The organism is Streptomyces anulatus (genome assembly GCF_000721175.1).
Lineage (GTDB): Bacteria > Actinomycetota > Actinomycetes > Streptomycetales > Streptomycetaceae > Streptomyces > Streptomyces anulatus_C.
Map to the genome: position 1 here is coordinate 197,577 of NZ_JOEZ01000008.1, position 12,014 is coordinate 209,590.

At 72.4% G+C, this 12,014-nt stretch carries 10 protein-coding genes; 3 read left to right on the top strand and 7 right to left on the bottom strand.

Annotation, left to right across the window (positions count from 1 at the left end):
• The first annotated feature begins 160 nt into the window (after nt 1-160).
• Nucleotides 161-3,547, top strand: a complete 3,387-nt coding sequence (locus IG90_RS0111910) for a S41 family peptidase (RefSeq protein WP_030581787.1) — start codon at nt 161-163, stop codon at nt 3,545-3,547.
• Nucleotides 3,548-3,721: 174 nt separating this feature from the next.
• On the opposite strand, the gene IG90_RS0111915 is transcribed toward IG90_RS0111910, so the two are convergent.
• From IG90_RS0111915 to IG90_RS0111930, 4 genes are all read right to left on the bottom strand, one after another.
• A complete protein-coding gene (locus IG90_RS0111915; RefSeq protein ID WP_030581791.1) occupies nt 3,722-3,916 on the bottom strand; it encodes a hypothetical protein in 195 nt (64 codons plus the stop codon).
• Between the two features lie 111 nt (nt 3,917-4,027).
• Nucleotides 4,028-4,921, bottom strand: coding sequence for an SDR family oxidoreductase (locus tag IG90_RS0111920; protein ID WP_030581794.1), 894 nt, complete (start codon nt 4,919-4,921; stop codon nt 4,028-4,030).
• A complete protein-coding gene (locus tag IG90_RS0111925) occupies nt 4,918-5,871 on the bottom strand; it encodes an alpha/beta fold hydrolase (RefSeq protein ID WP_030581797.1) in 954 nt (317 codons plus the stop codon). The genes IG90_RS0111920 and IG90_RS0111925 overlap by 4 nt, the downstream gene beginning before the upstream one ends.
• The gene (locus IG90_RS0111930; RefSeq protein ID WP_030581800.1) at nt 5,868-7,466 is read right to left on the bottom strand and encodes a flavin-containing monooxygenase; all 1,599 of its coding nucleotides are present in this window, start codon (nt 7,464-7,466) and stop codon (nt 5,868-5,870) included. The genes IG90_RS0111925 and IG90_RS0111930 overlap by 4 nt, the downstream gene beginning before the upstream one ends.
• A gap of 168 nt (nt 7,467-7,634) precedes the next feature.
• Between IG90_RS0111930 and IG90_RS0111935 the strand changes: the two genes are divergently transcribed.
• Nucleotides 7,635-8,276, top strand: a complete 642-nt coding sequence (locus IG90_RS0111935; protein ID WP_030581804.1) for a MerR family transcriptional regulator — start codon at nt 7,635-7,637, stop codon at nt 8,274-8,276.
• Nucleotides 8,277-8,347: 71 nt separating this feature from the next.
• Here the strand turns inward: IG90_RS0111935 and IG90_RS0111940 are convergent, their stop codons facing one another.
• Nucleotides 8,348-9,163 (bottom strand): exodeoxyribonuclease III, encoded by an 816-nt coding sequence (locus tag IG90_RS0111940; RefSeq protein WP_030581807.1) that lies wholly within the window; start codon nt 9,161-9,163, stop codon nt 8,348-8,350.
• Nucleotides 9,164-9,213: 50 nt separating this feature from the next.
• On the opposite strand from IG90_RS0111940, the gene IG90_RS0111945 reads away from it, so the two are divergent.
• Complete coding sequence (locus tag IG90_RS0111945) at nt 9,214-9,705, top strand: GNAT family N-acetyltransferase (protein WP_030581810.1); 492 nt, start codon at nt 9,214-9,216, stop codon at nt 9,703-9,705.
• A 133-nt stretch (nt 9,706-9,838) separates the two neighbouring features.
• On the opposite strand, the gene IG90_RS0111950 is transcribed toward IG90_RS0111945, so the two are convergent.
• Nucleotides 9,839-10,312 carry a GNAT family N-acetyltransferase gene (locus IG90_RS0111950; protein WP_209443553.1) on the bottom strand — a complete coding sequence of 158 codons (474 nt, stop codon included), beginning with the start codon at nt 10,310-10,312 and terminating at the stop codon, nt 9,839-9,841.
• 44 nt (nt 10,313-10,356) lie between these two features.
• The gene (locus IG90_RS0111955) at nt 10,357-11,922 is read right to left on the bottom strand and encodes a sigma-70 family RNA polymerase sigma factor (protein WP_233436103.1); all 1,566 of its coding nucleotides are present in this window, start codon (nt 11,920-11,922) and stop codon (nt 10,357-10,359) included.
• Between the last annotated feature and the right edge of the window lie 92 nt (nt 11,923-12,014).

The following is a 12,014-nucleotide window of genomic DNA, read 5'->3' on the forward strand; positions in this document are numbered from 1 at the left end:
GTCGGGGACCCCGGCCGGTCTCGCTCAGTCCCGCCCGACATCGAACGAAACTGTTTCGTACACCTGAACCGTACCCCCACCCGCCAGCGAAACGAAATCGTTTCGCTTGTGTCCTGCACCACAAGTTGCCCCGGGCCCCGAGCACCGAAAACATTGGGGTGTGAGTGACGACGTCGCGTATCTCCGTTTCCCGCACCTCCACCAGGACTTGCTGTGCTTCGCGGCCGAGGACGATCTCTGGGTCGCCCCCCTCGCCCCCGCGGGGCACCGCCCCGGACGGGCCTGGCGGGTGACCGTCGACCGGACCCGGGTCAGCCATCCACGCTTCTCGCCCGACGGCACCTCCATCGCCTACACGAGCTGGCGCACCCTGGACCCCGAGATCCACCTCGCCCCGGTGGCCGGCGGCCCGGCCCGCCGGCTCACCCACTGGGGCTCGACGGACGCCCGGGTCTGCGGCTGGAGCCCCGATCCGGGCGAGGCCAGTCAGATCCTCGCCGTGTCCTCGCACAACCAGCCGTTCTCGTACTTCTCCTGGGCCTACAGCGTCCCCACCGACGGCGGCCCCGGCGGCAGGCTCCCCTGGGGCCCGGTCTCCGACATCGCGGTCGCCGACATCGACGGCGAGCGCCGCACCCTGCTGCTCACCGGCACACCCCCGCACGAACCGGCCGCCTGGAAGCGCTACCGGGGCGGGGCCATGGGCCGCCTGTGGCTGCACGGCGAACGCCTGCTCCCCGACATCGACGGCCACCTCGCCAACCCGATGTTCGTCGGCCGCCGCATCGCGTTCCTCTCCGACCACGAGGGCGTCGGCAACCTCTACTCCTGCCGGATGGACGGCACCGGCCTGCGCCGCCACACCGACCACGACGCCTTCTACGCCCGTAACGCCTCCAGCGACGGCCACCGGGTGATCTACCAGTGCGCCGGGGACCTCTGGCTGGTCGAGGACCTGGAGTCACCCGACGCCACCCCGCGCAAGCTGGAGGTACACCTCGGGGGCCCGCGCACCGGCCGGCGCGTCCACCAGGTGCCCGCCGCCAGCAACGTCGACTCGCTCTCCGTCGACGAGACGGGCCGGGCCAGCGCCGTCACCGTACGCGGCAGCCTCTACTGGCTCACCCACCGCGACGGCCCCGCCCGCACCATCGCCGACACCCCCGGCGTCCGGGTGCGGCTGCCGGAGATGCTCGGCAGCGGCGGGCGGGTCGCGTACGTCACCGACGCGGACGGCCCGGACGCGGTCGAGATCGCCTACCTGCCGCGCGCCAGCGGCGACCGGCCCCCGCGCAGGCTGGCCTCCGGGCAGCTGGGCCGGGTGCAGGAGATGATCTCCGACCCGGAGGGCGAACGCCTCGCCATCGCGTCGAACGACGGCCGCCTGCTGCTCCTGGACACCGGGGAGCCCGAGGCGGAGCCCATGGAGACCGAGGAGAAGGCCCCCAGCGGCTCGACCCGCGCCGACCTCCACGCGGCCACGGGCGCGGCGGCCCCGGACAGCGCCGCACCGGTCGACGAGCACCCCGGCCTCACCGAGCTGATCCGCTCGGTCAACGGCCCGGTCCGCGACCTCGCCTTCTCCCCCGACGGCGACTGGCTGACCTGGTCGCACCCGGGCGTCGGCCGCTCGCTGCGGCAGATCAAACTGGCCCGGATCTCCGGCCCCGGCGCCCCGGTGATCGTGGACATCACCAACGGCCGCTTCGAGGACGAGAACCCGGTCTTCACGGAGGACGGCCGCTATCTGGCGTTCCTGTCCTGGCGGGGCTTCGACCCGGTGTACGACGTCCACACCGGCGACCTGTCCTTCCCGCTCGGCTGCCGTCCCTACCTGGTCCCGCTCTCCTCGGCGACGCCCTCCCCCTTCGCGCTCTCCCCGGACGGGCGGCCCGCGGCGGGCGGCCTGGACCCGGTGGACGTGCCGGACGGGGGTACGTCGGAGGGGTCGACGGTGATGGTGGAGTTCGAGGGCCTGGAGAGCCGGGTGACGCCGTTCCCGGTCTCCGCCTCCAAGTACTCGGCGCTGGCCCCGGTGAGCGGCGGCGGTCTGGTCTGGCTGCGCTGGCCGATCTCGGGGGCGCTGGGCGAGACGTTCGCGAACCCGGCCGACATGTCGGGGCGGCCGACCCTGGAGCACTTCAACATCGCGAAGGCCCGCAGGACCGAACTGGTCGACCACCTTGACTGGTTCGCGGTCAGCGGCGACGCGTCCCGCCTCGTCGTGATGGACGACGGCGAACTGCGCGCCCTGCCGGCGACCGAGCCGGGCGACACGGACTCCACGGTCTACCTGGACCTGCGCCGCATCCTGCACGAGGTCGACCCGGCGGCGGAGTGGCGGCAGGCGTACGGCGAGGCGGGGCGGATCATCCGCTCCTACTTCTGGGAGCCGGACATGTGCGGCATCGACTGGGACGGGGTGCTGGACCAGTACCGCCCGCTGGTCGAACGGGTCGCGTCCCCCGACGAGTTCGCGGACCTGCTGCGCGAGGTGCTGGGCGAGCTGGGCACCTCGCACGCCTACGTCACCCCCGCCCGCCGCAACGAGGGCCCGCCGCACTACCAGCGGGCGATCGGCCTGCTGGGCGCCAACCTGGTCTGCCGGGAAGGCGCTTGGACGATCCAGCGCATCCTGCCCGGCGACTCCTCCGACTCCAAGGCGCGTTCGCCGCTGGCGGGTACGGGGATCAGGGAGGGCGCGGTCCTCACCCACGTGGACGGCCGCCCGGTGGACCCGGTCTCGGGCCCGTACCCGCTCCTGACAGCAGCCGGGGGCACGACGGTGGAGCTGACGTTCTCCCCCTGCGGCGGCGGGCCTTCCCGCCGGGTGGCGATCATGCCCCTGGTCGACGAACGCCCCCTGCGCTACCAGGACTGGGTGGCCAAACGCCGCGGCGTCGTACGGAAGTTGAGCGGCGGCAAGTGCGGCTACCTGCACATCCCGGACATGGGCGGCTCGGGCTGGGCCCAGTTCAACCGGGACCTGCGCCTGGAGGTCTCCCGCCCGGCCCTGATCGTGGACGTACGGGGCAACGCGGGCGGCCACATCAGCGAGTTGGTCGTGGAGAAGCTCACCCGCACGATCCTCGGCTGGGACCTGACCCGCAACGCCCAGGCGGTGAGCTACGCCTCCAACGCGCCGCGCGGCCCGGTCGTCGCCCTGGCCGACGAGGCGACGTCCTCCGACGGCGACATGATCACCGCCGCGTTCCGGCTGCTGAAGCTGGGGCCGGTGGTGGGCCAGCGCACCTGGGGCGGGGTGGTCGGCATGACCGGCCGCCACCGCCTGGGCGACGGGACGGTGATCACGGTGCCGATGAACGCGGCCTGGTTCGACACGTACGGCTGGTCGATCGAGAACCACGGCGTGGAACCCGACGTGGAGGCCCTGCGCACCCCGCTGGACTGGGCGGAGGGCCGTTACGCCGTCCTCGACGACGCGGTCCGCCTGGCCCTGGACCTCCTGGCCGCCCACCCGGCGTCGACGCCACCGTCGTACGACACGGCCCCGAACCTGCGCAGGCCCCCGCTGCCGCCGCGGTGAACCGGGGCTCCGCCCCCGGACCCCGCTCCTCGATCGCCGGAGGGGCTTGAGAGCCAGGAACCGGAGGGGCTTGAAGCCAAGAAGGAGGCGCACCCGGTCACCCGGGTGCGCCTCCTGACGCGACGCGTACGCACGCGCGAACCGCAGCGCGCACGCGTCACACCTCAGTGACCGTCAACGGTCAAAACGCTCGCGCGCCTGGTCCTTCGCGTCCTGGGCACGGTCCTTCATGCCCGGGGAGGAGTCCGACCTCTGGTCGCGGGCCCGCGAGGTCCGGTCCTTGGCCTCACCCTTGCCCTGACCGGCCTTCTGCTTGGCCTGGTCGGCGAGCTCCTGCGCCTTGTCCTTGAACTGGTCCGAAATACCCATGCTGTTCACTCCTGTGGGATGCGTGGGGTACGTGGGGGATGGCCCCCTGCGGGGGCCTCGCTCAGCGTTGCACGACCCGACATTCCACGCATTTCGGACCGCTACGCAGCGTCACGCACGGTCCGCACGCTCCGCACGCGCGTCCTGGTCCGCCGCTCCCCCGGCCCCCACGAGCCCCTTCGACACGGTGTGGAGGCGCGGCTCGAAGCGCCGCATCTCGCGCTGCCCGCCGATCGCGATGACGGAGGGCAGACAGCCGCGGACCGACTGCATCCCGCGCAGCCACCACTGGGCGTACACATGCGGGGAGCGCCGCGCGATCCCGTCGACGATCCGGTCGACGGCCGGGCCCAGCGGATACGTACGGTTCATCGGCCACGGCAGCCGTCGGCGCAGCTCGCGCATCACGTCGTCCTGATCCGCGCCGCGCACCATGTCGGTGTCGGTCCAGGAGAGATAGCCGACGCCGACCTTGACGCCCTTGTAGCCGACCTCGGCGCGCAGGCTGTGCGCGAAGGCCTCGACGCCCGACTTGGACGCGCAGTACGCGGTCATCATCGGGGCCGGGGTGATCGCGGCCAGCGACGCTATCTGGAGGAAGTAGCCGCGGCTCTCCATCAGCACCGGAAGGAAGGCCCGGCCGGTGACCGCGCCGCCGATGAGGTTCACCTCGATGACCCGCCGCCAGGCGTCCGGGTCGGAGTCGACGAACGGGCCGCCCGAGGCGACGCCCGCGTTGGCGACGACGACGTCGACCTTGCCGAAGCGTTCCTTCACCTCGCGCGCCACCTGCGCCATCGCCGCGTGGTCGGTGACATCGGCGAACCAGTGGTCGCTCTCGCCGTGCAGCCGCTCGGAGACCTTCTTCAGCTCGTCCCGCTCCAGGCCGACGAGTGCGAGCGTCGCCCCGCGCGCGGACAGCTTGCGGGCCAGCAGTTCGCCCACGCCCCGGGCCGCGCCGGTGACGACGACGACCTGGCCCTCCAGATTCCGCCTGCTGCTCATGCGACATCCTCCTTCTCCGCCGTGGCGGCCGTCCCCGTGCCGGCCGTCCCCGTGGCGACGTACCGGGTGACCAGCTCCCTGATCTTCGCCGTGACGGCCTCCGGGGCCTCCACCGGCGTCATGTGCCCCATGCCCGCCAGCTCGGTCAGGCCGAGACCGACCGGCAGGGCGGCCGCGACGGTCCGCGCGAGGACCGGCGGGGTCAGCCGGTCGTCGCTGCCGACGATCACCGCGGTCGGCACCCGCAGCTCGCGCACGCCCGCCGCGAGGTCGAGTCCGGCGAGCACACGGCCCCACTCCACCCGGGCTCGGCGCGGGCAGGCGTGCACGACGCGGGCGCAGGCGTCGACCCGGTCCGGAGCCGAACCGGCCCCCATCGTCGCGTACTTGAGGATCTTCTTCGAGACGGGGTTGACCGGCCCGAGCGGTGCCTTCGCGCGCAGTGCGGCGGTGGTGAGCCGGGTCCGCAGCGCACCCGCGCGCAGCGGCAGGACACGGGCCTCGGCGGCCAGCCGCGTACTGCCGGTGGAACAGAGCAGCACGGCGGCGGCGTGCTCGCGCAGTCCGGGGCGCGAGGCGGCGGCCATCACCGTCATCCCGCCCATGGAGTGCCCGGCGAGCACCGCCTTGCGGCCCGGGGCGAGCGTCGCGGCGAGGACCGCTTCGAGGTCGTCGGCCAGCGCGTTCGTGCTGTAGCCGCCGGGGCCGGGTTCGGGGGTGAGCCCGTGGCCGCGCTGGTCGTAGGCGATGACCCGGTGGTCGGCGGCGAGATCACGGATCTGGGCGTCCCAGAAGCGGGTGTTGCAGGTCCAGCCGTGGGCCAGGACGACGGCCGGGGCGTCCTCGGGGCCGTGCAGTTCGACGTGGATCCGCGAACCGTCGGCGGACCGCGCGGTCAGTTCGGCCGCGGGCACCGGGGCGGCGGCGTCGCGGGGCAGCAGGCGGCTCATCGTGCGGCCTCCTCGGCGACGGATGCGGTGTCCGAAGCTGCGGTCACGCTCTCGCGATCGGTGCGGCCGGGCTGTTCGGGGATCCGCCCGGCCCCGGCGGCCCGTTGCGCACCGCCCGCCACGCCGGCGCGGATGACGTCGTACTCCGCGAGGTCCACCGAACGCGTCTGCCGCCGGAACTCCCCCGTCGTACCCGGCCAGACCGTCGTGTTGCGGCCCTCGGCGTCCAGGTACCAGCTGGTGCAGCCGCCGGTGTTCCACACCGTGCGCTTCATCCGCTGCTGGACCCGGTCGTTCCACGCGGTGACGGCGGTGGAGCGGGCGCCGAGCGCGGCGCGTCCGCCCAGCACGTTCAACTGCCGCAGGTAGTCGGCCATGTAGTTCAGCTGGGACTCGATCATCAGGATCATCGAGGAGTTGCCGAGCCCGGTGTTGGGGCCGATGATCGTCATCCAGTTGGGGTACCCGGCGGCGGTCGCGCCGCGCAGGGAGTTCATCCCGTCCTTCCAGGACTCGGCGAGCGTGATGCCCTCCTCGCCGACGACCCGCTCCGCGATCGGCATGTCCGTGACATGGAAGCCGGTGCCGAAGATGATCGCGTCGACCTCCGCCTCGCTGCCGTCGGCGGCGACCACCGTGCTGCCGCGTACCTCACTGAGCCCGGAGGCGACCACATCCACGTTGGGCTGGGCGAGGGCCGGGTAGTAGGTGCTGGAGAGCAGGATCCGCTTGCAGCCGATGCGGTAGTCGGGGGTCAGCTTGGCCCGCAGGGCCGGGTCCTTGATCGCGCGCGCCATGTTGGACTTGGCGATCTTCTCCACCAGACCGAGCTGGTCGGGGTGCTTGGTGAAGGCGCTGACCTGCAACTCCCTTATGCCCCAGAGCAGTCCGCGGCGTGCCGTGCCGGTGACGGGGACGGCCCGGTGCAGAGCGCGCTCGGCCTTGCTGATGGTGCGGTCCATGCGCGGCATGACCCACGGCGGGGTGCGCTGGAAGAGCGTCAGCTTCGCGGCCTTCGACTGTATCGCCGGGACGATCTGGATCGCGGACGCGCCCGTTCCGACCATGGCGACGCGCTTGCCGGCCAGGTCGTAGTCGTGGTCCCAGCGCGCGGAGTGGAAGACCTTGCCGGGGAACGTGCCGAGCCCGGGTATGTCCGGCATCTTGGGGTCGGAGAGCGGCCCGGTGGCGGAGACGACGACATCCGCGTGGAGGGTCGTGCCGTTGGCGGACTCGATCACCCAGTACAGGTTCTCCCTGTCCCAGCTCATCAGCTTCACCTCGTGGTTCAGCCTGATGTGCGGGCGGAGCCCGAAGGCGTCGGCGACGCGCTCCAGGTAGGCCCGGATGTGCTCCTGGCCGGAGAAGGTGCGCGGCCAGTCGGGGTTGGGCGCGAACGAGAACGAGTAGAGGTGGGACGGTACGTCGCAGGCGCAGCCGGGATAGCTGTTGTCGCGCCAGGTGCCGCCCACCGAGTCTGCCCGCTCCAGGACGACGAAATCGGTGATGCCTTCGCGGCGCAGCCGGACGGCGGCCCCCAGGCCCCCGAATCCGGTTCCGATCACCGCCACACGTACGTGCTCCTGCTGGGCCATGCTGCCGCCTCCCGCGGTACGTCACACGACTCTGCCAGCAATCACTGGCATTGTTCGGAGACTAGAGCAGGACCGTACTGATGGGTAGGGGGCGGAGCGAGGAAAGTTACCGGCGGTACAACATAGGGTGCCTCTGTGGCTGAAGGACGCGAGCACCGCGAATACCGCATGGAGGAGCTGGCCAAGGAGGCCGGCATCACCGTGCGGACCCTGCGCTTCTACCGGGAGCGCGGACTGATCCCACCGCCTCGCCGCGAGGGCCGCATCGCCTGGTACGACGACCACCACCTGGCCCGGCTGCGGACCATCGCGGGCCTGCTGGAGCGCGGTCACACCCTCAACGGCATCGCCGACCTGGCCGCCACCTTCGAGAGCGGCCGCGATGTCGCCGAGGTGCTGGGCCTGGGCGAACCGACCGAGGAGACTCCGGTCCGGCTCACCCCGGAGCAGCTCGCGGACTACTTCGAGGGCGAGGTCACGCCGGAGAACCTCGCCACCGCGCTGGACCTCGGCTATCTCGCCACCGACGGGGACGAGATCGTGCACATCAGCCGCCGCCTCCTGGAGGTGTCGGCCGAGCTCGTACGGGAAGGGGTGCCGCTGTCCACGGTGCTCTCCTCGGGCCGCCGCGTCCGCGAGCACGCGGACGCGCTCGCCGAGATCTTCGTACGCGTACTCCATGCCCACACCAAGGAGACCGAGCCGACCCAACTCCGCCCACTGGCCCGCGCGGTGGTGGACGCCGAGCTGTCCATGGCCCTGGACCGCAGGCTGCGCCGCGAGGACGGCACCCAGCCCCCGAAGGCGTAGCGGCCCGCGCCACCGCTCGTGGACGCCCGCTCGTGGACGCCCGGACGCCACGGCCCGTGGACGCCCGGACGCTACCGCTCGTAGACGACCGTCACCGGCGCATGGTCGCTCCAGCGCTCGCCGTGCGTGGCGGCCCGCTCGACCCAGCCCTTCACCGCACGCCCGGCCAGCCCCGGGGTCGCCATCTGGTAGTCGATACGCCAACCGCTGTCGTTATCGAAGGCCCGCCCCCGGTACGACCACCAGCTGTACGGCCCCTCGACGTCCGGGTGCAGTTGCCGCACGACGTCGACGTACGCGGCCTCCTCCAGGACCCGGGTCAGCCAGGCGCGCTCCTCGGGGAGGAAGCCGGAGCTCTTGCGGTTGGCCTTCCAGTTCTTCAGGTCCGCCTCCTGGTGGGCGATGTTCCAGTCGCCGCAGACCACGACCTCACGACCGTCCGCCGCCGCCCGCACTTTCAGACCCTGGAGGTAGGGCAGGAAGGCGGCCATGAAGCGCTCCTTCTCGTCCTGGCGCTCGGTGCCGACCTCGCCGGAGGGCAGGTACAGGCTCGCGACGGTGACACCGGGGAGGTCGATCTCCACATACCGGCCGCTCCCGTCGAACTCCTCCGCCCCGGGGATGCCGAAGCCTCCGAAGCCGATCTGGACCCGCTCGGGGGCCTGCCGCGAGTAGAGCGAGACGCCGGCGCGACCCTTGGCGGCGGCGGGCGCGTGGACGGTGTGCCACCCTTCGGGGGTGCCGACCCCTTCGGGCAGCTGGGCGAGCTCGGCCCGCACTTCCTGGAGACAGACCACATCGGCGTCGGTCCCCGCCAGCCACTCGACGAAGCCCTTCCTGGCGGCGGCGCGGAGCCCATTAACATTCACGGAGGTCACTGTGAGCATCCCGGAACAGTACCCACTCCACCCCTACGCATAGATGTACGATACTTAGCATGCTTATTCAGCCTCGTCCTTTCGATCACCCCGACGCCGTCAAACTCAACGACCAGGTGCAGCTCGAATACGACGAGCGCTACGGCGATGGGGGCGATCTCACACCGCTCGACCCCTCGATGTTCCTCCCGCCGCGCGGCCTGTACCTGCTCGCCTACGACGAGCTGGAACGCCCGGTGGCGACCGGCGGCTGGCGGACCCAGGACCGCAACGCCGAGGGCTACCGGGACGGCGACGCCGAGATCAAGCGGATGTTCGTGATTCCCGAAGGGCGCGGCAAGGGCCTGGCCCGGCGGATACTGGCCGCCTTGGAGGAGGACGCGCGCGCCGCCGGCCGGATCCGGATGGTCCTGGAGACCGGCGACCAGCAGCCCGAGGCCATCGCGCTGTACGCGTCCAGCGGCTACGCGGTGTGCGAGAAGTTCGGCCACTACCGGGAGTACGAGAGCAGCATCTGCATGGCCAAGCCGCTCCAGCAGCCCGGAGCGTGATCCTTCGCCCCGGGGTACGGCTCCGGGGCGGGGGTCGGCGCACCCGCGCGACCCCCACGTCGACCGCGTAGTTGTCCTGGCCAAAGCGTGTGCCGCCCTACGCGCACGTGGTCACCTGGGCGCGGCGATGGCCTCACGCGTCCGCGTCTGCTCCCGCGCCGAGCACCAGGACCACGTGCTCGTCCTCCCCGTGCCGCACCGTGCCGGTCGCCGTGAACCCGCACTTCTCCAGCAGACGTATCGAGCCGGTGTTCCCGGCGACGGGGTCCGCGTACAGCGGGCGGACCGTCTCCCGCTCCAGGAACGCGGTCAGCGCCCGGGTGCCGATGCCCCGGCCCCAGTAGGGACGGCCGAACCAATAGCCGATGTAGCGCCGCTCCCCCTCCCACCAGGCCACGATGTTCCCGGCAGGCTCGTCGTCCACGTCGACCGTCTGGACGAGGACCGTGGGGTCCCCCAGCACCCTCGTCGTCCAGTGCGCCATGAACGCCTCCCGCTCCCGGGGAGCGAAGCGCGATCTCCGGACCGCCTCCGGGTCGTGCTCGTACGCGAGGAAGACCTCCAGGTCCGCCGGTCCGACATCTCTGAGCCGCACACCGTTCTCCATGCCCACCGAGTCTGGCACCCGCCACTGACAACGGGCCCGGCCGCTCACCGCGGGGTGGCCAGCACCTGGGTCCAGTAGGGGCCGCGCGGGGAGTCGGCGATGCCCACGCCCACGTGGACGAAGTCGCAGTTGAAGATGTCGTCGTCGCGGCCGGGGCTGTTGCGCCACTCCTCGACGACCGCGGCCGGATCGCTCATGCCGGTCGCGATGGTCTCCCCGACGGCCGACCAGTCGTAGCCCGCGGCGTCGACCCGGTCGCCCGCGCCCCGGCCCGAGGAGTCGGTGTGGTCGAAGTAGTTCCGTGCGGCCATGTCATCGGAGTGCCGCTGGGCGACCTCGGTCAGCCGGGGGTCGGTCTCCAGCTCCGGGCAGCCGTTCGCGGCGCGCAGGGTGTTGACCCGGGTGACCACACGGGCGTCCGGACCGGGGCGCGGCTCGGCGGGCGCGGGCGATGCGGAGGGCGACGGGGCGACGGCGGGCGGCCGGGAGACGGCAGCCGTACGGCTCGGCGAGGGCGTGGGTGAGGGCGAGGCCGTGGAGGGCGTGGGGAGCGGCTCGGCGGGGGCGGCCGCGGGCGGCGGGGGCGAGGGGCTGTACGTGACGCCGCCGCCCCGGGATTCGGGTGGGGCGGGGGCGGAGGGCCAGATCAGTACGGCGAGGGCGGTCGCGGCGGCCGCGCCGGCTATGAGCCCTGCGGCCTTCCCGGCCGAGAACGCGGCAGAGGCGGAAGGGGCCGACGCGGAGGCGGAAGGGGCCGCTGCGGACGGGACGCCGGCGGACGCGGTGACCGGCGCGGCCGATGAGGCGAAGGCCACCGCCGTCTGCTGCCCGCTGTCGTAGAGCGGCACCACCAGGGCGAGCCCGGAGAGCAGGCCCTCCGGCGGGACCAGCCCCGCACTGCCGTCGGAGCAGGAGGCGCAGCCCCGTACATGGCGGGCGATCCGCTTGCGCCACAGCGGCGTCGGCGTGCCGTCCCAGTCGCCCAGCAGCTCCTCCAGGGCCGGGCAGCGGGGGTCGGAGGCCAGGGCCCGGACGATCGCGCGGCCGACGTCGAGCTGGTTCTTCACGCGCTGGACGCGTACGGCGGCGTGCTGCGGGGAAAGGCCGAGCGCCTCGGCCAGTTCGGGCCGGGTGAGGTCGCCGGTCGTCTCCAGCCACCACAGCGACAGCACATCGCGTTCGGCGTCGTCCAGCCAGCGGGTCGCCTCGGCTGTCTCGCGTCGCTGCCCGGAGAGTTCGAGGCGCAGGATCGTCAGGTCGACGAAGTCGGCGGCGGGGTCGGCGGGGTCCTCGGTCGCCTCCAGCGGGGCGGGGCGGTGGCCGAGACCGGACCAGCGGGTGCGGACCTGGTTCATGGCGATGGCGACGAGCCAGGAGCGGAAACGGGAAGGATCGCGCAGGGAGGGCAGCCCGGACAGCGCCCGGAGCATGGTCTCCTGCACCACGTCGTCCACGTCCGGATGGCCGTTGAGGGCGCGCCCGACGACGTTGTAGACCAGGGGGAGGTACTGGGCGGCCAGCCGTTCCCCGGCGGCCCGGTCGCCGTTCCTCGCCGCGATGACCAGAGCGGTGCTGTCCACGCCGTTCACGCCCTTCGTTACGTTCACCAGGTGCTCGCGTCCCCGGCCGGGAACGCGTGACGGCGTCTCCGAGGGGATGTGGGACAGGTCACCCCTGGGGGTTTTGTTATCCGTCCCCCGTC